The organism is Achromobacter sp., assembly GCF_050285565.1.
GTDB lineage: Bacteria > Pseudomonadota > Gammaproteobacteria > Burkholderiales > Burkholderiaceae_B > Achromobacter.
The window spans coordinates 401,365-423,441 of the sequence record NZ_JBLZXG010000006.1 but is presented as its reverse complement, the minus strand read 5'-3'; the positions used below and the strand labels follow the sequence as shown (position 1 = coordinate 423,441).

18 protein-coding genes are annotated in these 22,077 nt (G+C 70.2%); 14 read left to right on the top strand and 4 right to left on the bottom strand.

The genetic code is table 11. From position 1 onward, the window contains the following. Positions 1-114: 114 nt before the first annotated feature. Complete coding sequence (locus tag ACN6O8_RS15430; protein ID WP_427991893.1) at positions 115-1,263, bottom strand: 4-oxalomesaconate tautomerase; 1,149 nt, start codon at positions 1,261-1,263, stop codon at positions 115-117. A gap of 61 nt (positions 1,264-1,324) precedes the next feature. Here ACN6O8_RS15430 and ACN6O8_RS15425 point away from each other — a divergent pair, with 61 nt between their 5' ends. The 5 genes from ACN6O8_RS15425 (at position 1,325) to ACN6O8_RS15405 (ending at position 4,621) form a co-directional block, all read left to right on the top strand. Continuing rightward, entirely contained in the window at positions 1,325-2,251 is a 927-nt protein-coding gene (locus tag ACN6O8_RS15425; protein WP_427991892.1) for a LysR family transcriptional regulator, read from the top strand. A gap of 8 nt (positions 2,252-2,259) precedes the next feature. Continuing rightward, the gene (locus tag ACN6O8_RS15420) at positions 2,260-2,724 is read left to right on the top strand and encodes an N-acetyltransferase family protein (protein WP_427991891.1); all 465 of its coding nucleotides are present in this window, start codon (positions 2,260-2,262) and stop codon (positions 2,722-2,724) included. 168 nt (positions 2,725-2,892) lie between these two features. After that, the gene (locus tag ACN6O8_RS15415; protein ID WP_054447289.1) at positions 2,893-3,261 is read left to right on the top strand and encodes a COG4315 family predicted lipoprotein; all 369 of its coding nucleotides are present in this window, start codon (positions 2,893-2,895) and stop codon (positions 3,259-3,261) included. Between the two features lie 30 nt (positions 3,262-3,291). Then, positions 3,292-3,804, top strand: coding sequence for an RNA polymerase sigma factor (locus ACN6O8_RS15410; protein ID WP_427991890.1), 513 nt, complete (start codon positions 3,292-3,294; stop codon positions 3,802-3,804). A 1-nt stretch (position 3,805) separates the two neighbouring features. Further along, positions 3,806-4,621: an anti-sigma factor family protein gene (locus ACN6O8_RS15405; protein ID WP_427991889.1), complete on the top strand. Its 816-nt coding sequence runs from the start codon at positions 3,806-3,808 to the stop codon at positions 4,619-4,621. A 363-nt stretch (positions 4,622-4,984) separates the two neighbouring features. Here ACN6O8_RS15405 and ACN6O8_RS15400 read toward each other — a convergent pair whose 3' ends face one another. Genes ACN6O8_RS15400 through atzF form a run of 3 tightly spaced genes read right to left on the bottom strand, consistent with a single transcriptional unit; the run spans position 4,985 to position 11,198 of the window. Next, complete coding sequence (locus ACN6O8_RS15400; protein WP_427991888.1) at positions 4,985-5,704, bottom strand: GntR family transcriptional regulator; 720 nt, start codon at positions 5,702-5,704, stop codon at positions 4,985-4,987. A 2-nt stretch (positions 5,705-5,706) separates the two neighbouring features. Continuing rightward, positions 5,707-9,342: an urea carboxylase gene (gene uca / locus ACN6O8_RS15395; protein ID WP_427991887.1), complete on the bottom strand. Its 3,636-nt coding sequence runs from the start codon at positions 9,340-9,342 to the stop codon at positions 5,707-5,709. Positions 9,343-9,368: 26 nt separating this feature from the next. Beyond that, positions 9,369-11,198, bottom strand: coding sequence for an allophanate hydrolase (atzF, locus tag ACN6O8_RS15390; protein ID WP_427991886.1), 1,830 nt, complete (start codon positions 11,196-11,198; stop codon positions 9,369-9,371). 406 nt (positions 11,199-11,604) lie between these two features. Here atzF and urtA point away from each other — a divergent pair, with 406 nt between their 5' ends. The 9 genes from urtA (at position 11,605) to arsC (ending at position 22,009) form a co-directional block, all read left to right on the top strand. Further along, entirely contained in the window at positions 11,605-12,858 is a 1,254-nt protein-coding gene (urtA, locus tag ACN6O8_RS15385; protein ID WP_427991885.1) for an urea ABC transporter substrate-binding protein, read from the top strand. A 20-nt stretch (positions 12,859-12,878) separates the two neighbouring features. Next, positions 12,879-14,510 carry an urea ABC transporter permease subunit UrtB gene (gene urtB, locus ACN6O8_RS15380; RefSeq protein ID WP_427991884.1) on the top strand — a complete coding sequence of 544 codons (1,632 nt, stop codon included), beginning with the start codon at positions 12,879-12,881 and terminating at the stop codon, positions 14,508-14,510. Next, positions 14,507-15,634, top strand: a complete 1,128-nt coding sequence (urtC, locus tag ACN6O8_RS15375) for an urea ABC transporter permease subunit UrtC (protein WP_427991883.1) — start codon at positions 14,507-14,509, stop codon at positions 15,632-15,634. The genes urtB and urtC overlap by 4 nt, the downstream gene beginning before the upstream one ends. After that, positions 15,631-16,470 (top strand): urea ABC transporter ATP-binding protein UrtD, encoded by an 840-nt coding sequence (gene urtD, locus ACN6O8_RS15370; protein WP_427991882.1) that lies wholly within the window; start codon positions 15,631-15,633, stop codon positions 16,468-16,470. Before urtC ends, urtD begins: the two co-directional genes overlap by 4 nt. A gap of 1 nt (position 16,471) precedes the next feature. After that, positions 16,472-17,170, top strand: a complete 699-nt coding sequence (gene urtE, locus ACN6O8_RS15365) for an urea ABC transporter ATP-binding subunit UrtE (RefSeq protein WP_427991881.1) — start codon at positions 16,472-16,474, stop codon at positions 17,168-17,170. 25 nt (positions 17,171-17,195) lie between these two features. Beyond that, the gene (locus tag ACN6O8_RS15360; protein WP_427991880.1) at positions 17,196-17,594 is read left to right on the top strand and encodes a DUF2946 domain-containing protein; all 399 of its coding nucleotides are present in this window, start codon (positions 17,196-17,198) and stop codon (positions 17,592-17,594) included. A 166-nt stretch (positions 17,595-17,760) separates the two neighbouring features. Continuing rightward, positions 17,761-19,962: a TonB-dependent receptor gene (locus tag ACN6O8_RS15355; protein ID WP_427991879.1), complete on the top strand. Its 2,202-nt coding sequence runs from the start codon at positions 17,761-17,763 to the stop codon at positions 19,960-19,962. Between the two features lie 8 nt (positions 19,963-19,970). Further along, positions 19,971-21,506 (top strand): PepSY domain-containing protein, encoded by a 1,536-nt coding sequence (locus tag ACN6O8_RS15350; RefSeq protein ID WP_427991878.1) that lies wholly within the window; start codon positions 19,971-19,973, stop codon positions 21,504-21,506. Positions 21,507-21,580: 74 nt separating this feature from the next. Beyond that, the gene (arsC, locus tag ACN6O8_RS15345) at positions 21,581-22,009 is read left to right on the top strand and encodes an arsenate reductase (glutaredoxin) (protein WP_427991877.1); all 429 of its coding nucleotides are present in this window, start codon (positions 21,581-21,583) and stop codon (positions 22,007-22,009) included. Positions 22,010-22,077: the final 68 nt, after the last annotated feature.

The window sequence follows — 22,077 nt, the reverse complement described above, 5'->3', positions numbered from 1 at the left end:
GGGAGCGGCCTCTGCGGGCCGCTGTGTCTCGATTCGGACGCGGACATGTCCGCATCCTGCTTGTTTCAACCCCGGAGGCCGTTGGCGGCGCGCCGGGGAACGGCATCCGGGGTGCTAGGCCGCCACCGCGTCCAGCTCGGGCACGCCGGCCTGCGCGTCCGCCAACCGTCCCGACCGCGCCGGCACGTAGCGCCCCGGCACGTAGAGCAGGCCCTTCATGATCTTGCGCGCGGTCCGCACCAGGCCGGCGGCCCGCACTTCGCCGCTGGTCTCGTCCAGCCTGACGTCGATGTCCATGCCGCCCGATGGGTGCTCGATGCGCACACCACGATAGCCCGGGCGTACCGCCGGCCCGCCGCAGTCGTGCGCCACCGTGCCCGGCATCAGGAAGGCCGCCGCCACGCCCACCGCGCCGGTGGCGGCATGGGCCCGGTGGCAGGCGTGCGGCGTGAAGTAGCGCGACCGCAGGGACAGGACGGCGGCATCGCTGCCGGGCGCCAGCAGCACCGGCTTGGGAATGACGCTGTCCGACACATCGCCCAGCCCCATGCGGGCGCCGGCCTCGCGGCGGATGCGCTCCAGGCGCGCCAGCAACGCGGGGTTGGCGTCCAGTCCGGCCGGTGACTCGTCGCCGCGCAGGCCGAAGTCGGCGGCGCGCAGCAGCACCATCGGCATGGCCGCGTCGATCAGCGTGGCGGCCACGCCGTCCACCACCTCCTGGCGCAGACCGGTCGGAAACAGCCGGCCGGTAACCGCGCCCCAGGCGTCCAGGAAATTCAACCGCACCGGCGCGGCCGCGCCCGGCACGCCATCGATGCGGGCCTGGCCTTCGTAGGTCAGGCGGCCGCCGGGCGTCTGCACCACTGCCTCGATGACGGCGCCGGTGTTGACGTTGTGCACCCGCACCGAGGTCTCGCCGTCGGCCGCCGGGATCAGGCCCTCGTCGATGGCGAAGGGCGCGGCGCCCGACAGCATGTTGCCGCAGTTGGGCCGGGTGTCGACGCTGGCGCGGTCCACCGAGACCTGGGCGAACAGGTAGTCGATGTCGCAATCGGGCCGGGTCGAACGCGACACGATCGCGACCTTGCTGGTCAGCGAGTTGCCGCCGCCCAGGCCGTCGACCTGCAGGGCGTGGGGCGAGCCCATCGCCTGCAACAGCAGCCGGTCGCGCTCGGCGGGGTCGGCGGGCAGCCAGTCGGCCAGGAAAAAGGGGCCGCGGGAGGTGCCGCCGCGCATCAGTACGCAAGGGATGATCGTTTCCATGCGGTGCATTCTGCGACGGCGCGGCTATTATTTGAATTGCAACTTACGGATGGATTAATGCATGGCACGCATCAATTTCGATTTGCAGGAATTGCAGGCCTTCGTGGCCGTGGCCGAACGCGCCAGTTTCCGCGCCGCGGCCGAGGACCTGAACCTGTCGCAGCCGGCCCTGAGCCGGCGCATCGACAAGCTGGAGGACTTGCTGGGCGCGCGGCTGCTGGAACGCACCACCCGGCGGGTGGCGCTGACGCATGTGGGCCGCATCTTCCTGGAACGCGCGCGCGGCGCCATCGACGAACTGGAGCGCGCAGTGCTCAGCATCGGCGACCTGGCGGCGCAGCGCGGCGGGCTGGTGACCGTGGCCTGCGTGCCGTCGGTGGCCTATTACTTCCTGCCCGCCATCATCCACGACTACGCCGAGCGCTTTCCGCGCATCCGCGTGCGTATCATCGACGAAACCGCCCACACCGTGCTCAACAGCGTGGTGACGGGCCGCGCCGACTTCGGCATCAGTTTTTTCGGCACCCAGGAGCCGGACGTGGATTTCAAGGCGGTGCTGCGCGAGGACTTCGTGCTGGCGGTGCGCCGCGACCACCCGCTGGCCACGCGCCGCAGCGTATCGTGGGAGGAACTGTCGCAGGAGCGCTTCATGACCGTGGCCAAGGAAAGCGGCAATCGCCTGCTGATTGACGACGCCCTGGCCAAGAGCGGCAAGCGCACCGTCAGCGCCTTCGAGGTCAGCCACGTCATGACCCTGCTGGGGCTGGTGGAAGCCGGGCTGGGCGTGGCGGCGGTGCCGCAGTTGGCGATGCCGCCTGCCGGTCACCCGACCCTGGCCGGCATCAAACTGGAGCATCCGCGCGTCACCCGCAGCCTGGGCTTGATCTCGCGCAGGGGACGGCCCCTGGCGCCGGCGGCGCAACAGCTCTATAACCTTATCCACCAGGCCGGCAAAAGCGCCAAGCGTGGTTCTTCCAAGCAACCCTGACGCCTCCCATGAGCCCTCATTCCCTGGCGTTGCAAGCCGCCACCGAAGACGACCTGCCGTTCCTGCTGGCGCTGCGCAAGGCGACCATGACCGAACACCTGGCGCGCGTGGGCGCGCCGCGGGACGATGCGCATCACCTGGCGCGTATCCGCCACCATTTCGACGACGCCCGGATCGTGTGGCTGCACGGCCGCCCCGCCGGCCTGTTCAAGACCTTCCGCGACCCGCAAGGCTGGCGCGTGGCGCAGATCCAGATCGATCCGGCCTTCCAGGGCCAGGGACTGGGCCGGCGCCTCTTGGAGGGACTGCTGCGGCAGGCCGACCAGGAAGGCGCGCCGGTCACCCTGTCCGTCCTGAAGGGCAACCCCGCCCGCCGGCTCTACGAGTCGCTGGGCTTCACCCCCGTCGAGGAGACCGCCCTGGAAATAGAAATGCGCTACGACCCCATGCCGCGATCCGTCAGCCACGCCTGACCAGGCGGTCCGCCGCCTGCGCCGCGAGTGGCCTGTCGCGGGTCGCGCCAGACGCGGTCGATCATGCGCGCCCTGCCCTCCACTTTTTTTTGTCCCGGGCGGAATATTGCGATTCCGCCCGGCGTCTGTAGTGGGCAGTCCCCCACTTTCCCATCTACGAGGCACGACATGCGTACTCAAATCGCCGCAGCCCTGGTTCTCTCCTCCGCCGCCCTGTTCTCGGCCGGCGCCCATGCCCAGGCCGTCAAGGCCCAGGACGGCGTCCTGGTCAACAGCGCCGGCATGACCCTCTATACCTTCGACAAGGATGCCGGCGGCAAGAGCGCCTGCAACGACCAGTGCGCCAAGATCTGGCCCCCTGTCACCGCCGCCGCCGACGCCAAGGCCTCGGGCGACCTGAGCATCATCACCCGCGACGACGGCTCCAAGCAATGGGCCTACAAGGGCAAGCCCGTCTACCTGTATGCCAAAGACGCCAAGCCGGGCGACAAGACCGGCGACAACTTCAAGGACGTCTGGCACGCCGCCAAACCCTGACCGCGCTCTCGCCGTCCATCCCCGCCCGCCATGCGCGCCGACGACGAAGCCGCGATCCTGGCCTGCATCCCCAGCCTGCGGCGCTACGCCCGCGGGCTGACGGGCGACCCGCACCGGGCCGACGACCTGGTGCAGGACACCCTCGAACGGGCCTGGAGCCGCTACTCGCGCTGGCAACGCCGTGGCGAGCTGCGGGCCTGGATGTTCGGCATCATGCATAACCATTTCATCGACGGCGTGCGCGCCCACCACCGGCAGGCCGAACAGGCCAGCGCGGGCGATCTGCCCGAGGTGCCGGTGCGCGCCACGCAGACCGACCACCTGGAGGTGCGCGACCTGGATCGCTGCCTGCAAGGCCTGCCGGCCGAGCAGCGCGAAGTGCTGCTGCTGGTGTGCGTGGAAGACCTGTCGTACCAGGAAACCGCGCAGGTGCTGGGCGTGCCGATGGGCACGGTCATGTCGCGCCTGTCGCGCGCCCGCGAACGGCTGGGCGCCCTGATGCAAGGCCAGCAAGCCGCCAGCCGGCTCCATCGCGTGAAATGACATGAACGACAAACGCCTCCACGCCGTCCCGACCGCCGGCAACCCGATCACCGAAGCCGACCTGCACGCCTACGCCGACGGCCAGTTGCCGCCCGGCCGCCACGCCGAGGTCGACGCCTTCCTCGCCACGCACCCGCAGGACCTGGCCCGCGTGCACGCCTGGCAGGCCCAGCGCCGCGCCCTGCACGCCCTGCTCGATCCGGTGCTGGACGAACCGCTGCCCCTGCGCCTGCCGCTGTCGCCGCCCGCGCGCCGCCTGCCGTGGCGCGCCGTTGCGGCGGGCGTGGCCATCGCCGCCATCAGCGCCAGCAGCGCCTGGCTGGCGCGCGGCGCCCTGGACGCCCGCCACCTGCAAACCGTGTTGGCCACCGCCGCCCCCGACCGCGCCGCCGGCGGCTACGCCCAGCGCGCCGCCATCGCCCACACCGTCTACGCCCCCGACATGGGCCGTCCCGTCGAAGTCAGCGGCGATAACGAAAAGGCCCTGGTCACCTGGCTCACCAAGCGCCTCGGCGCCCCCGTGCGCGCCCCCTCCCTGACCCACGCCGGCTACGACCTGGTCGGCGGCCGCCTCCTGCCCGGCGGCAGCGGCCCCGTCGCCCTCTTCATGTACGGCGCCGCCGACGGCCAACGCCTGACCCTCTACGTCACCCGCGAAGCCGCCGGCGGCCAGACCGCCTTCCAATTCACCCAGGAAGGCCCCGTCCGCGTCTTCTACTGGGTCGAAGGCGAATTCGGCTACGCCCTCTCCGGCGCCATCAGCCGCGAACAACTCCAACGCGTCTCCGAAGAAGTCTATAAACAACTGCAAGGCTGACCCGGGCGAGGCCCCCCCATCGCAGCCACCACGCGCAGCGACCACCGCCCCGACGCCCCAAACGATGTATGCCAGAAACGGCTGCCCGCGCAGCCGTTTCTGGCGGGCCCCGCAAACCCCTTCCCCCTCCCGACGCTGAGCAGAACGCCAAGCAAACCGCCCTGCCCGCCATCCGCCGCATGGAGACGCACGAGCGGCGGGCTGCGGCGGCCGGGTGGGTGCGGGGCGTGTAGATGCGCCCGGCGGAAACCGAAGGCAGCCGCCGCAGGCGGCAACGAGGTTGAGCACGGGGCAGTCCGGAGCGAACGCTCCGGACCGCAATCGTAGCCCCGCGCCCACCCGGCCGCCGCAGCCCGCCGCGCCTTAAGAACCCTCCCGAGCCACATACAACATATGCAGCGTGATCTTCCTCACTTCAGCCTTGCTCATCTCAATATGCCCCCGCAACATCCTCCCCGCCGCCTCCCCCCGCCGAGCCAGCACCGCCCGCAGAATCGCCCCATGCTCCTCATACGTCGCATCCACCCGGAACTCCTTGGTGAAATCCAGCCGCCGCACGATCCGGATCTTCTCCGTCACCTCCCGGTGGATCAGCGCCATCTCCGCATTCCCGGCAGCCGCCACCAGTGAGCAGTGAAAGGCCTCGTCCAGCTCCGCCACCATCCGCCCATCCAGGATCCGCTGCGCCGGCGGCACCAGCCACACATCCGTCAACGCCCCCAGCAGGCCGCTCTCGTCCATGTGCTCGCGCGCGCACAGCCGTTCGACCGCCGCCAGCTCCAGCACCACCCGCACGTCGTACAGCGCCTCGAAGCGCTCGAAATCGAACGGCCGCACCTGCCAGCCGCTGCGCGGACTGGGCAGCACGAAGCCCTCGCGCTCCAGCCGCGCCAGCCCCAGCCGCACCGGCGTGCGGCTCACCCCCAGCCGCAGCGCCAGCTCCGCCTCGGTGAAGCGGTCGCCGGGCAGCAGGCGGAAGTCGAACAGCTCGTCCTTGATGCGCTGGTAGACCTGATCGGCCAGCGACCCCGCGAGCGCCGGCGCCTGCCGCAACGCCGGCCCGATGCGTACCGAATCGCGCATGATCAGGTCACCGGGCAGGTGGCATCCTCGGCCAGCACGATCAGCGCGTCGCCCGCGTTCACCGGCTTGCCCGGCACGCAACGGATCGCCGTCACCGTGCCCGACACCGGCGCGATCACCGACAGCTCCATCTTCATGGCCTCGACCACCACCAGCGTGTCGCCGGCCGCCACGCTCTGACCCACCTGCACCGGGATCTTCCAGATGTTGCCGCACATGTCGGCGCTGACCAGCCGTTCGCCCTCGCGCAGCGCGGTCTCCACTTCCGGCGCGGCCTCGACCGGCGCCGCCGCCACATCCTCGTGCTGCCACAGCGCCACCTCGGCGTCGAAGGCCGTCTTCTGGCGCGCCTGGAACGCGGCGATGCTGTCGGCCTCTTGGGCCAGGAAGCGCTGGTGCGCGGCGAAGTCGAACACTTCTTCCTCGATGCGAACCGTGGCGCGGCCTTCGCGGAAGTCCTCGCGCAGCGTGTCCAGTTCGGCCTCGCTCACCGGATAGAAGCGCACCTGGTCGAAGAAACGCAGCAGCCACGGCTTGCCATCCTGGAACACCCGGTTCTTCAGGAACTTGTTCCAGATCGGCAGCGTGCGGCCCACCAGCTGGTAGCCGCCGGGCGAATCCATGCCGTAGATGCACATGTAGACGCCGCCGATGCCCACCGTGCCTTCGGCCGTGAAGGTGCGCGCCGGGTTGTATTTGGACGTCAGCAGACGGTGGCGCGGATCGATCGGCACCGCGCACGGCGCGCCCAGGTAGACATCGCCCAGGCCCATGATGAGATAGCTGGCGTCGAACACGATACGGCGCACGTCCTCGCGGCTGGCCAGGCCGTTGATGCGCTGGATGAAGTCGACATTGTTCGGCAGCCAAGGCGCGCTGGCGCGCACGGTTTCCTGGTAGCGCCGCACCGCGCCCAGCGTGGCCGAATCCTCGAACGCCATCGGCAGGTAGACCACGCGGGTCGGCACCTTCAACGTCGCCACGTCGGCCAGTTGCGATTCGATCTGCAGCAACCGCGTGATCAGGGCCTGTTGCAGGATCACGCGGCTGTCGTAGCGGATCTGCAGCGAGCGCACGCCCGGCGACAGCTCGCGCACGCCATCGATCGGCCGCGCCGCCAGCGCCTCCATCAGCAGGTGGATGCGCATGCGCAGCGCTAGGTCGAGTACGTTGTCGCCATACTCCAGCAGCAGATAGCCGTCGCCCGCCTGGCGGTACGACACCGACGGCCGGGCGTCGGTCGCCGGCAGCGCGGCGATGATGGTCTCGGACGCCGTGGCGGGCGGCGCGGACGGCGCGGTGGCCCGCGGCGCCACCGCGCCAAGCAGTTCCACGCTGCTATCCTGCGCCGCTTCGCGCGCCACCGCCTCGGCGTAGTCGATGCGCACGAAGCGAATGCGGTCGCCCGGCTTGACCTGCCCCACCTTCCACAGTTCCGCGCGCGCGATCGTCACCGGGCAGACAAAGCCGCCCAGGCTGGGGCCGTCGCGCGTCAGGATCACCGGACTGTCGCCGGTGAAGTTGATGCTGCCGATGGCGTATTCGCAGTCATGGATGTTGGACGGATGCAGGCCGGCCTCGCCGCCGTTCTCGCGCGCCCAGGTCGGCTTGGGGCCGGTCAGGCGCACGCCCAGGCGGTTGGAGTTGTAGTGCACCTCCCAGTCGGCGGCGAAGAAGGCCTCGATGGCTTCGGGACGGAAGAAGTCCGGCGCGCCGTGGGGGCCGTACAGCACGCCGATCTCCCAGGTATTGCCATAGGCGGGAATCAGCTCGGCCGGCGCCGCCCGCGGCGCGCTCACCGGCGGCTCGGCATTGGCGGCCGGCAGGTCGGGACGCACCAGCGGCAGCATGTCGCCAACCCGCAGCGTGCGCCCGGCATGGCCGCCGAACTGGCCCAGCGCGAAGGTCGAGCGGCTGCCCAGGTAGACGGGCACGTCCAGTCCATTGCGCACCGCCAGGTAGGTGCGGCAACCGGACAGCGCGCGGCCGGTGGCCAGCACCTGGCCCGAGCGCACGCTGACCGGCCGCCACATCGGCACCGGTTCGCCATCCAGCGTGGCGGCGCACTGGGCGCCGGTCAGCGCCACGACGGCGTCGCCATGGAAGCGCAGCGTCGGCCCCACCAGCGTGGCCTCGATGCCGGCGGCGCCGGGCGCATTGCCGACGATGCGGTTGGCCAGGCGGAACGCGTAGTCGTCCATCGGCCCCGACGGCGGCACGCCGATGTCCCAGTAGCCAGTGCGGCCCGGATAGTCCTGCACGCTGGTGTAGGTGCCGGCCTCCAGCACCTCGATGGCCGCGGGCCGGTAGGTGAACCCCTCCAGGAAGCGGGTCGACAATTGCCCGGCGCGAAAGCGCGCGTCGGCCACGATCTGGCGCAGGTAATCGAGGTTGGTGGCGATACCGTGCAGACGGGTATGCGCCAGCGCGTCGGCCAGCTTGTCGAGCGCGGCTTCGCGGGTCTCGGCGTGCACGATCAGCTTGGCCAGCATCGGGTCGTAGAACGGCGGCACCTCGGTGCCCGTCTCGACCCAGCCATCGACCCGCACGCCCGCCGGGAAATACACCTCGGTCAGCACGCCGGGCGAGGGCTGGAACTGGCGCAGCGGATCCTCGGCATACAGCCGCACCTCGATCGAGGCGCCCTGCGGCGCGCGCGACATCGCGGCCAGATCCAGCGCTTCGCCCGCCGCCACGCGCAGCATGCATTCGACCAGATCCAGGCCGGTCACGGCCTCGGTCACCGGGTGTTCCACCTGCAGGCGGGTGTTGACCTCCAGGAAATAGAAGCTGTCGCGCGCCGGGTCGTAGATGAATTCGACCGTGCCGGCCGAGCGGTAGGCCACCGACTCGCCCAGCTTGACGGCCGCGTCCAGCAGCGCCGCGCGGGTCGCGGCCGGCAGGTGCGGCGCGGGGGTTTCCTCGATCACCTTCTGGTTGCGCCGCTGCACCGAGCAGTCGCGCTCGCCCAGCGCCAGCACGCGGCCGGCACCGTCGCCGAAGATCTGCACCTCGACGTGGCGGGCGTTGTCCACGTAGCGCTCGATGAAGGCGCCGCCGTCGCGGAAAAAGTGCTCGCCCATGCGCTGCACGCTGTCGAACGCCACCGTCAGCTCGGCCTCGTTGTCGCAGCGCGACAGGCCGATGCCGCCGCCACCGGCGGTGCTCTTGAGCATCACCGGATAGCCGATGCGCTCGGCCTGCGTCAGCGCTTCGCCCAGGCTGGCCAACAGGCCCGTGCCGGGCGTCATCGGCACGCCGGCCGCGGCCGCCAGTTCGCGCGAGCGGTGCTTCAGGCCGAACTCGCGGATCTGCAGCGGCGTCGGGCCGACAAAAGCGATGCCGGCGGCCTCGCAGGCCTCGGCGAACTCGGCGCTTTCCGACAGGAAGCCGTAGCCGGGGTAGATGGCCTGGGCGCCGTGCTCGCGCGCGGCCGCCAGCAGCAGGTCCATGCGCAGGTAGCTGTCGACGGCCTTCTCGCCGCCCAGCGCCACGGCCACGTCGGCCTCGCGCACGTGGGCCGCATTGCGGTCGGGATCGGAATACACGGCAACGCTGCGGATGCCCAGGCGTTTCAGGGTACGGATGGCGCGGACGGCGATTTCGCCACGGTTGGCGATCAGGACGGTATCGAACACGGTTCGGCTCCCAGGGGCGATTGGCGTTAGCGGGGGGTGGCGTTCAGGCTGGCGAGATACGCGCGCCAGCCACCGAAGGCGGTGATATCGCGCGCACCGGCCAGGCCGCGCGGCTCGCAGATGAAACCCTTGACCTGGCGGCCGTCATGCAGCGTCAATGTGCCGATGCCCAGCGGCGCCGGGATCTCGGCCACGAAGGCGCCGAACGCCGCCAGCGGGATGTCCCACAATTCCACCTCGATCGGCGCGCCGCTGTCGGACTTCACCAGGCCCGGCTTGGGCGGCGTGGTGTTGGCCAGCGCGTAGAGCCGGTAGTCGGCGGCCGTGTGGGTCTTTTCGACCAGCACCGCGCGGCGCGAGGTCAGTTGGTGGTTCAAGGGCATGCCGGTCAGGTGCGCGCCCACCACCGCGACCCGCAGCAGTTCCGGGTCGGCGGCGGGCGGCCCCATCGGCGGTAGCGGCTGGCCCGTGGCGCCCAGCGGCAGGCCGCGCAGGGCCTGCCACTGGCGGCCGAAGCGCGCCAGCGCGCGGTCCTGCCAGGCCATGCCGATCAACGTGATGCCGGCCGGCAGGCCGTCCTCGCGCATGCCGGCCGGCAGCGCCAGCGCCGACAGGTCGGCCAGGTTGGCGAAGTTGGTGTAGATGCCCAGTTGCGAATTCAGGCGCACGGGGTCGGCCTGCAGTTGGGCGATGGTGTAGATCGACGGCGAGGTCGGCACCACCAGCGCGTCGAAGCCCTGCAGCGACTGATGGATGCGGCGCGTCAGTTCGGCGCGGCGGTATTCGGCCTTGAAGGCGTCGAGCGCATCGTAGTGGACCGCGCCTTCGACGATGCCACGCACCACCGGGTGGATCGCCTCGGGGTTGTCGCGCCACAGCGCCTCGACGGCGACGAAGCGCTCGGCCACCCACGGCCCCTGGTACAGCAGCGCCGCCAGCTCGGCATAGGGCGCAAAGTCAATGGCCTGGATCTCGGCGCCGCTGGCCTTGAGCGCCCGCACCGCGGCCTCGAATGCGGCGGCGGCCTGGGCATCGCCGAAGAACTCCAGCCGGTCGGGCACGGCCAGCCGCAGCGTGGCCGGCCAGGGCGCGGCGGCGCCGGCCGGCTGCGCGCGCGAATAGGGATCGCGCGCGTCGTAGCCGCCGGCGATGCCAGCCACGCGCTCGGCGTCGTCCACCGTCAGCGCGAAGATCGACACGCAGTCCTGCGTGCGGCAGGCCGGCACCACCCCGGCGGTGCTGAGCCAGCCCTTGGTCGGCTTGAGGCCGACGATGTTGTTGAAGCCGGCCGGGACGCGGCCCGAACCCGCGGTGTCGGTGCCCAGCGAGAACGCCACCAGCCCGCGCGCCACCACAGAGGCGGATCCCGAACTGGAGCCGCCGCTGATGTAGTCGGGCTGGAAGCTGTTGGCCACCGCGCCATGCGGCGAGCGGGTGCCGACCAGGCCCGTGGCGAACTGGTCCAGGTTGGTCTTGCCGATCAGGATGGCGCCGGCCGCGCGCAGGCGCCGCACGACGGTGGCATCCTCGTCCGGCGTGTAGGCAAACGCCGGGCAGGCCGCGGTGGTCGGCCAGCCGGCCGCGTCGATGTTGTCCTTGATGGCGAATGGCACGCCGTACAGCGGCAGGCGCGAACGATCGCCGCCGGCCGCGGCCAGCAACAGGCCCAGGTCGTCAAGCTGGCGCGCCAGCTGCGCGGCGCTGGCGCGCGCGATCCAGGCGTTGTCGGCCGGGTCGCCCGGCGTCGCGGCCAGGGGCATCAACAGCGCTTGCGGCGTGGCCCCGTCGTCATAGGCCGACAGCCATTGCGCGATCGTCCAACCGAGCGGGCCCTGCTGCGTTGCTACGGCATTCATGCTGGAATCCTTTCTGGTATACAAGTACGGATTCCCAAGCAATACGCGTGCCACGTGCCGCGCGCGCCGCGCCTTTCCCCTGCCAGCCACGCGCGGCGACCGCGGCGGCGGCATCTCCCGCGCCGCGCGCGCACCCGCAACGGGCAGGCGCCGCACCGAACTTGTGCACACGGCACCAGATTGAACCGCGCCGCGCGCGGCCGCCGCGCCCCGCCCGCCCCCGCTCACTCCCATTGCTCACTACAGCGCCACGCCCGCCGGGCGCGGTTGGCACGGCTTTTGCTTTGAAGTCCTGGTCACGCCCTTGCTCCGGCAGGGCCGCGCGCAGAGGTAGTTGGATGCAGTCCCAGGCTTTGACACCGTTATCGCCGGCACACCGCCGGCCTCTTCCCATCCAGGAGTCACCATGAAACGCAGACTAATCCTCAAGCAGTTGACCGCCGCGAGCCTGTTGGCCGTGTCGGGCTGGACGCCGCAACTGTTCGCCGCCGAAGACACCATCAAGGTCGGCATCCTGCATTCGCTGTCCGGCACCATGGCCATCTCGGAAACGTCGCTCAAGGACGTGGCCCTGATGACCATCGACGAGATCAACGCCAACGGCGGCGTGATGGGCAAGAAGCTTGAAGCGGTGGTGGTCGATCCGGCCTCGAACTGGCCGTTGTTCGCCGAGAAGTCGCGCCAGTTGCTGTCGCAGGACAAGGTGGCGGTGGTGTTCGGCTGCTGGACCTCGGTGTCGCGCAAGTCGGTGCTGCCGGTGTTCAAGGAACTGAACGGCCTGCTGTTCTACCCGGTGCAGTACGAAGGCGAGGAACTGGAGAAGAACGTGTTCTACACCGGCGCCGCGCCCAACCAGCAGGCCATTCCGGCGGTGGAATACCTGATGAGCGAAGACGGCGGCGGCGCCAAGCGTTTCGTGCTGCTGGGCACCGACTATGTGTACCCGCGCACCACCAACAAGATCCTGCGCGCCTTCCTGCATTCCAAGGGCGTCAAGGACAGCGACATCGACGAGGTCTACACCCCCTTCGGGCACGCCGACTACCAGACCATCGTCGCCAACATCAAGAAGTTCGCGGCCGGCGGCAAGACCGCGGTCATCTCCACCATCAACGGCGACTCCAACGTGCCGTTCTACAAGGAACTGGGCAACGCCGGCCTGAAGGCCACCGACGTGCCGGTGGTGGCGTTCTCGGTGGGCGAGGAAGAACTGCGCGGCGTCGACACCAAGCCGCTGGTGGGCCACCTGGCCGCCTGGAACTACTTCGAGTCGATCAAGAATCCGGTCAACGCGGAATTCATCAAGAAGTGGCAGGCCTACGCCAAGGCCAAGAACCTGCCCAACGCCAACACCGTGGTCACCAACGACCCGATGGAAGCCACCTACATCGGCATCCACATGTGGAAGCAGGCGGTCGAACAGGCCAAGACCACCGACGTCGACAAGGTGATCGCGGCCATGGGCGGCCAGAAGTTCAACTCGCCGAGCGGCTTCGTCATCGAGATGGACAAGACCAACCATCACTTGCACAAGCCGGTCTACATCGGCGAGATCAAGGCGGACGGCCAGTTCAACGTGGTCTGGAAGAGCAAGGGCCCGATCCGCGCGCAGCCGTGGAGCCCGTACATTCCGGGCAACGAAAGCAAGCAAGGTCTCTAACCGGAACCGGAAGCGCAGCCATGCCGAATGCGGTCCTCGCGAGATTCCTGCGTCACCTCCTGCTTGCATGGCTGCTGGCCCTGCCGGCGCTGGCCGCCCAGGCGGCCACGCCCGGCGTGGACCCGGCGCTGCTGGCCCCGCTGGCCGGCGACGACACCGACGCCCGCCTGCAAGCCATCGCCGCCCTGGGCCAGCAGCCCGGCCCGGGCGCGGCCGCCGTGCTGCAGGCGCTGGGCAATGACCAGCTGTATGCCTTGCCGGATGGCCGCGTGCTGATCGGCGACGGCAAGGGCCAGGCCACCGATCCGGCCACCGGCGCTTCCCTGGCGCTGCCGCCCGAGGCCGCCGCCATCGGCATCAACAACCGCTTGCGGCGCGCGATCGAGGCGGCGCTGGCCGGCTCGCGCCTGTTCTCCGACAATCCGCAGGAACGGCTGGCCGCCGCCCGCCGCCTGCAACAGACCGGCGATCCGGCGCGCCTGCCGCTGCTGGAAAAGGCGCTGGCCGCCGAAAAGGACGCGGCCGTGCGCGCCGCGCTGGAAATCGCCCAGGCCAACCTCGAACTCAAGAGCGCCGACCCCGCGGTGCGGCGCCACGCGGTGGATCTGCTCGGCCGCACCGACAACGCCGCCTTCCGGCCGACGCTGGCGGCGCTGACGCAACAGCAGGGCGGCGTCTCTGCCGAACCCGACGCTGGCGTGCGCGAGGCGGCCGCCACCGCGCTCAAGCGCATCGACCGCCACCTGGCCACCATCGAGTGGGCCGGCAACCTGTTCTACGGCCTCAGCCTGGGCAGCGTGCTGCTGCTGGCGGCGCTGGGCCTGGCCATCACTTTCGGCCTGATGGGCGTCATCAACATGGCGCACGGCGAACTGCTGATGATCGGCGCCTATGTCACCTACCTGGTGCAGACGGCGTTCCGCGCCTGGCTGCCGGGCTGGCTCGACTGGTACGTGGCCGCGGCGCTGCCGCTGGCCTTTCTGATCACCGCTCTGGTCGGCATGGCGCTGGAACGCACCGTCATCCGCTGGCTCTACGGCCGGCCGCTGGAAACGCTGCTGGCCACCTGGGGCATAAGCCTGATGCTGATGCAGGGCGTGCGCACGCTGTTCGGCGCGCAGAACGTCGAGGTGGGCAACCCCAGTTGGATGTCCGGCGGCGTCACGGTGCTGGGCGGCCTGGTGCTGACCTACAACCGGCTGGTCATCATCGGCTTCGCGCTGTTCGTGGTGTTCCTGGTGTGGGCGCTGCTGAACCACACTCGCCTGGGCCTGTTCGTGCGCGCCATCACGCAGAACCGGCGCATGGCCGATTGCGTCGGCGTGCCCACCGGCCGCGTCGACATGCTGGCGTTCGGGCTGGGTTCGGGCATCGCCGGGCTGGCCGGCGTGGCGCTGTCGCAACTGGGCAATGTGGGCCCGGACCTGGGCCGCGGCTACATCGTCGATTCCTTCATGGTGGTGGTGCTGGGCGGCGTCGGCCAATTGGCCGGCACCGTGATTGCCGCGCTCGGCCTGGGCGGCGTCAACAAATTCCTGGAGCCTTACGCGGGAGCGGTCATGGCCAAGATCACTATCCTGGTGCTCATCGTGCTTTTCGTGCAGAAGCGGCCGCAAGGCCTGTTCGCCCCGCGCGGCCGGAGCGTCGAATGAGGCAGACCGCGCTGACCGATATCAACCTGCTGGCGCGCCGGCCCCTGTTCAACGGCCGCGCCTGGGCCGCGCTGGGCGCGGGCGTGCTGCTGCTGGCGCTGGTGCCGCTGCTGAATCTGGTGTTTCCCGCCGGCCATGCGCTGCACGTCTCGGCCTACGCCGTGGCGCTGCTGGGCAAGTTCATGTGCTACGCCATGGCGGCGCTGGCGCTGGACCTGGTGTGGGGCTATGCCGGCATCCTGTCGCTGGGCCACGGCCTGTTCTTCGCCCTGGGCGGCTACGCCCACGGCATGTACCTGATGCGCGCCATCGGCCAGGACGGCGTCTACCAGAGCCGGCTGCCGGACTTCATGGTGTTCCTGGACTGGAAGGATTACCCCTGGTATTGGGCATTCACCGACCACTTCGCCTACGCCATGCTGCTGGTGGTGCTGGTGCCGGGCGTGCTGGCCTTCGTGTTCGGCTACTTCGCGTTCCGCTCGCGCATCAAGGGCGTGTACTTCTCCATCATCACGCAGGCGCTGACCTTTGCCGCCATGCTGCTGTTCTTTCGCAACGACACGGGCTTCGGCGGCAACAATGGTTTCACCGATTTCAAGCGCATCCTGGGTTTCGACATCACCGCGCCCGGCACCCGCGCCGCGCTTTACTGGATCACGCTGACGGCGCTGGCCGGCGCGCTGGTGCTGGCGCGCGCCGTCACCCAGTCCAAGCTGGGCAGGGTGCTGACGGCGGTGCGCGACGCCGAGAGCCGGCTGCGCTTCATCGGCTACGACCCGCTCGGCTTCAAGCTGTTCGTGTGGACGCTGTCGGCGGTGCTGTGCGGCATCGCCGGCGCGCTGTACGTGCCGCAGGTCGGCATCATCAACCCCAGCGAGATGTCCACCGAGAACTCCATCGAAATGGTGATCTGGGTGGCCACCGGCGGGCGCGGCACGCTGATCGGCCCCATCATCGGCGCCGGCGCCGTGAACGGCCTGAAGACCTGGTTCACCAGCGTGCTGCCGGAATTCTGGCTGTACGCGCTGGGTTTGATCTTCGTGCTGGTGACTCTCTTTCTGCCCACCGGCATCGTCGGCCTGGCCCGGCGCCTGGCCGCCCGCCACCAGGAGCGACGCGCATGACCAGCACCCATTCCGAATCCGCCACGCTGGACGGCGGCCCCAGCGGCGACGCCGGCTACGGCCGCGTCAGCCCCAAGGGCCTGGACACCAGCCACGGCGCCATCCTCTACCTGGAAGGCATCACCGTGAGCTTCGACGGCTTCAAGGCCCTGAACGACCTGACGCTGGACATCGGCGTCGGCGAACTGCGCTGCATCATCGGCCCCAACGGCGCCGGCAAGACCACCATGATGGACGTCATCACCGGCAAGACGCGGCCCACCGCCGGCACCGCCTACTTCGGCCAGAGCATCGACCTGACCACGCTGAGCGAGGCGCAGATCGCGCACGCCGGCATCGGCCGCAAATTCCAGCGCCCCACCGTGTTCGAACAGCACACCGTGTTCGAGAACCTGGAACTGGCCATGAAGACCGACAAGCGCGTGCGGCCCACCCTGTTCGCGCGCCTGACCGGCGCGCAGGCCGACCGCATCGGCGAGACGCTCGACCTGATTCGCTTGCGGCCCGAGGCCTTCCGCCCGGCCGGCCTGCTGTCGCACGGCCAGAAGCAATGGCTGGAGATCGGCATGCTGCTGATGCAGGAACCCCGGTTGCTGCTGCTGGACGAACCGGTGGCCGGCATGACCGACGCCGAGACCGAGCGCACCGGCGAACTGCTCAACGAACTGCGCGGCCGCCATTCATTGATGGTGGTCGAGCACGACATGGACTTCGTCAACCAGATCGCCGGCGACGGCAAGGTCACGGTGCTGCACGAGGGCTCGGTGCTGGCCGAGGGGCCGATGGCCAAGGTGCAGGCCGATGCGCGCGTGATCGAAGTCTATCTGGGGCGCTGACATGCTGAACGTGAACACCATCGACCAGTACTACGGCGGCAGCCATACCCTGCGCGGCGTGTCGCTGGCGGTCAATCAGGGCGAATGCCTGGCGCTGCTGGGCCGCAACGGCGTCGGCAAGACCACGCTGCTCAAGTGCGTGATGGGCGTGCTGCCGGTGGCGCGCGGCGCCATCGGCTTCGACGGCGCCGACATCACCCGCCTGGCGCCGCACCAGCGCGCCGCGCGCGGCATGGCCTATGTGCCGCAGGGCCGCGACATCTTCGCCCGCCTGACGGTCGAGGAGAACATCCTGATGGGCATGGCCACCAAGCCGGCGGCGCGCGCGCGCCGCATCAAGGAAGAAGTGTTCGAGCTGTTCCCGGTGCTCAAGAGCATGCTGGCGCGGCGCGGCGGCGACTTGTCCGGCGGTCAGCAGCAACAACTGGCGATCGCCCGCGCCCTGGTGGCCGAACCCCGGCTGATCATCCTGGACGAGCCGACCGAAGGCATCCAGCCGTCCATCATCAAGGACATCGGCCGCGTCATCCACCTGCTGCGCCAGCGCGGCGACATCGCCATCCTGCTGTGCGAACAGTACTTCGACTTCGCCCGCGAGCTGGCCGACCGCTTCGTGGTGCTGTCGCGCGGCGAGGTGGTGGCCAGCGGCGACCGCGCCGCCATCGACGGGGAGGACGTGCGGCGCCACCTTTCCGTCTGAAAAGGCTTGGATATAATGCGCCGTCATGCACCTCGCCCTCTTCCTGAACCGCGGCTACGCCTGGATCGCGCTGATCGCGATCCTGTGGGCGTCGTTGGTGCCGTCGCTGGCGCATGGCAACCACCTGCCCAATGCCGGCCGCCAGGTCACCGTGGACTACTGCGCCCCCGACGGCCGCTCGTCCCTGACCATCGAGGTGCAAAGCGATGACGCGGCCGGCGACCCCGCCGCCCATCATGGCGACGGCAACCACTGCCCGTTCTGCCGCAATCCGCAAGCCGATCCCGGCATTCCCCCCGCTCCCCTGACCGTGCTGCCGGCGCCCGCCAGCGGCGGCGTCACCTACCCGGCGCTGTTCTACCGCGCCGCGCATCCGCTCCACGCCTGGCGCGCGCCCCAGCCACGCGCCCCGCCCGCGGCCTGAGCGCGCGGCGGCCGTCCCTCGCGGACGACCGCCACGCCGCTTCTGCCCGAGCCCGCGCCGCCCATTTCCGGCGGCGACGCCCTGGAGAACCCACGCCCGCGCCTCTTTGCCGCCCTGACCGCGGCGCCCGCGCGAGCGCGCATGCCGGCCCCTGCCGGCCTGGATCATGAAAAAAACCTACGCAGCATCCCTGCTGGCCGGCGCCTGCGCGGCCAATCCCGCGTTCGCGCTGACCGCCGAACCCGCCATCGAAACCCTGGCCCCCACCCGGGTCGAAGGCGAGCGCGCCGAGGACTCGCCCAACGGCCCGATCAACCTGGAGCGCATCGACGGCACCGGCAGCCGCCTCGGCCTGCGCATCAAGGACACGCCGGCCTCCGTCACCGTCATCTCGCGCCAGCAGATCGAGGCGCGCGGCGCCCTCAATACCCAGGACATCGCGCGCGGCATCCCGGGCGTGAACAACGCCTCGCCCCCGGGCATGGCCGGCGCGGTCAGCTATCGCGGCTTCAGCGGCGGGCAGGTCTCGCAACTGTTCAACGGCATCTCGGTACAGTACGACGCGGTGGCGGCGCGGCCGATCGATAGCTGGATCTACGACCGGGTCGAGGCCATCGGCGGGCCCTCGACCTTCCTGTTCGGCGCCGGCGCGGTCGGCGGCGCCATCAACTACGTCACCAAGCAGGCCGAGCGCGACACCTTCTACGAAGGCCAGCTACGGCTGGGCTCGTTCGACACGCGCCAGGTGTCGGCCGGCATCAACCAGCAGTTGGCCGGCTCGCCCGGCGGGCGCGGCCACTACCTGCGCATCGACGCCAACACCACCGCCAGCAACGGCTGGGTCGACGGCGAACGCGCCCGCGCCACCCAGGTGGCGGCCTCGCTGCTGTCCGACCTGGGCGACGACGTCACCCAGACCTGGGCCTTCGAGTACCAGCGCGAGCGCGTCGACCGGCCTTACTGGGGCACGCCGCTGACGGTCGGCGCGAACGGCAAGGTGAGCGGCGAGGGCCACATCCGTGGCGGCACGCGTTTCAAGAACTACAACGTCGACGACGGCCGGTACGAGCAGTCGGTGCTGTGGGCCCGCTCGCTCACCGAATGGCGCGCGGCGCCGGGCGTGACGTTCAAGAACACGCTCTACTACTACCGCGCCGAGCGCGATTTCCGCAACCTGGAGACCTACCGCTACAACGCCGCCAACAGCCGCGTGCTGCGCTCGGGCGCGCTGCTGCAACGCCACGAGCAGAGCCTGCTCGGCAACCGCGTCGAAGGCCTGGTCGAATCGACGCTGGCCGGACTGCCCACCAGTTGGTCGTTCGGCGCCGACCTGAGCGTGAACAAGCAGACCCGCTACCCCACCAGCCTGCCGGCCACGGTCGACGCGGTCGATCCGTACGATTTCCAGCCGGGCTATTTCTACGACATCCCCGGCATGACGCGCGGCCACAATCCGGACCGCGACAACCGCATCCGCACGCTCGCCTTCACGCTGGAGAACCGTACCGAGGTGCTGCCCGGCGTGGCCATCGTGTCGGCCTTGCGCAAGGACTTCATCGACCTGGACCTGACCAACCGCCGCGCGGTCACCGCCACTGCGCCGGCCTCGGCCTCGCGCAGCTACTCGCCCACCACCGGCCGGCTGGCGCTGAACTGGGCCATCACGCCGCAGGCCTCGCTCTACGCGCAGTACGCCACCGCCGCCGATCCCCCCTCCGGCATCATGGCCACCGCCTCGTTCGCCGACGTGCTCAACAATGACAAGCTGACCACCGGCACGCAGAAGGAAGTGGGCGGCAAGTTCGAGTTCTGGGACGGCCGCGGCTCGGCCACCATCGCCGCCTACGAGATCACGCGCAAGAACATCTCGGCGCCCGACGCCAACAATCCGGCGGTCAGCATTCCGGTGGGCCAGCAGTCGGCGCGCGGGCTGGAACTGGCGGGCGGCCTGCGCCTGACGCGCACCCTGTCGCTGCAGGCCAACGTGGCCTTCGTCGATCCCAAGTACGACGATTTCTCGGAAACCGTCGGCGGGGTGCGCGTGTCGCGCAACGGCAATGTGCCGACCAACACGCCGCGGCGCGTGGCCAACGCCTGGATCGACTACGCCTTCCTGCCGGACTGGAACGCCAGCGTCGCCGCGCGCTATGTCGGCCGCGCCTACGCCGATGCCGCCAACACCGTCTGGGCGCCGTCGTACACCGTGTTCGACGCGGCGCTGTCGCACCGCATCGACCGCCACTTCACCGTCACCGGCCGGGTCCGCAACCTGACCGACAAGGTGTACGCGGCCAACGTCACCGGCACGCCGATGTTCTACCTGGGCGCGCCGCGCTCGTTCGAACTGACGCTGCAGGCGCGGTTCTGAGGACCTCCATGGACGCCATCCCCTCGCCTCGGCGCCGGCCCGCGCCGGTGCCGTGGTCCACCCGCGCCAAGCGCTGGCTGTACCTGACGCACCGCTGGGCCGGTATCGTGCTGTGCCTGTTCTTCGCCATGTGGTTCATCTCCGGCGTGGTGATGATGTACGTGGGCTACCCCAAGCTCACCCCGCAGGAACGCATGACGCACCTGGCGCCGCTCGATCCGGCCCGCGTCAGCGCCACGCCGGCGCAGGCGCTGGCGACCGCCGGCGCGGGCGACATGGCGGGGCTGAGCCTGGCCGCGCTGCGCGGCGGCGCGCCGGTCTACCTGGTGCCGATGGGCCGTGGCCGCGCGCCCAAGGTGGTGGATGCCGCCAGCGGCGCGCTGTTGCCGCGCGCCGATGCCACGGTCGCCACGGCCAGCGCCACCGCCTGGTTCGGCGGCGACTACGCCGCGCGCTACCAGGGCGAGGTGGACGAGGACGTCTACACCCATTCCGGCGCGCTCGACCTGCATCGGCCGCTGCACCGCATCGACATGGGCGACCCGGCCCGCACCCGGCTGTACGTCTCATCCGCCACCGGCGAAGTGGTGCTGGACGCCACCCGCCGCGAGCGGCTGTGGAACTACGCGGGCGCCTGGATCCACTGGCTGTATCCGTTTCGCGGCAACGTCTTCGATCCGTGGTGGCACGACATCGTCGTCTGGCTGTCGTTGGCCGGCCTGGCGGTGGCGTTGACGGGCACGGTGGTCGGCATCCTGCGCTGGCGCTTCTCGCGTCCCTACGCCAGCGGCAGCCGCTCGCCCTATCGCGAAAACATGATGCGCTGGCACCACCTGGCCGGCCTGCTGTTCGCCGGCATCACCCTCACCTGGATCTTCAGCGGGCTGATGTCGATGAACCCGTGGCAGGTGTTCAGCAGCGGCGCGCCGCCATTGGCGCTAAAGGCCTATGCCGGCGGCGCCTATGCCGCCGACGCGCCGCAGGCGCCGCCCGCCGCGCTGATCCGCGCCCTGCCGGCGGCGCCGCGCGAACTGCGCTGGCAGCGGGTGGACGGCCAGGACCTGGTGCTGGCCCGCAGCGGGCCGGGCGCGCCGCAGCTGCTGGCGGCCGCCGACGCGCGGCCCGTCACGCTCGACCCGGCCGCCCTGCGCGGCGCCGCCGCGCGCCTGGTGCCGGGCGCCACCCTGACCGACGTGCAGGTGCTCGACCGCTACGACTTCTACTATTACGGCCGCGACGAACACGCCATGCTCGGCCACATCGAAAAGCCGCTGCCGGCCTGGCGCCTGGTGTTCGATGACCCGCAGGCCAGTTGGGTCTACCTGGACCCGCGCACCGGCCAGGTGCTGAGCCGGCAGGACCGCGGCAACCGCGCCAGCCGCTGGCTGTTCGCCTTCCTGCACAGTTGGGACTGGACCGGCCTGCTGGCGCGACGGCCGCTGTGGGACGTCCTGCTGGTGTTCCTGAGCCTGGGCGGCGCGGCGCTCAGCCTGACCGGCGTGGTGATCGGCTGGCGCCGGCTGGGGCGCAAGCTGCGCGCCTGAGACCCGCGCGGCGGAGACGGGTCCGGAATGCACTATGCTCCCTCCTGTTCCCGCAACACCTCAAGGAAGCGCTCATGTCCGACGTCACCATTTACCACAACCCCAAGTGCGGCACCTCGCGCAACACGCTCGCCATGATCCGCAACGCCGGCATCGAGCCGCGCGTCGTGCTGTACCTGGAAACACCGCCTTCGCGCGCCGAACTGCAGGCGCTGTTCAAGCGCGCCGGCATCACGGTGCGCGAGGCGTTGCGCGAGAAGGGCACGCCCTACGCCGAACTCGGCCTGGATGACCCGTCGCTGAGCGACGAGGCCCTGCTCGATGCCATCGAGGCCCACCCCATCCTGCTGAACCGCCCCTTCGTCACCACGCCGCTGGGCACGCGCCTGTGCCGTCCGTCCGAACAGGTGCTGGACATCCTGCCGGCGCCGCAGCAGGGCGCATTCACCAAGGAAGACGGCGAGGCGGTGATCGACGCCCAGGGCAAGCGCATCGCCAAGTGAGCGCGCCGCCCCACAATGTCACGGCATACCCAGTTTCGGGGATAGCCAACCCGGACGGCGGCCGGCAA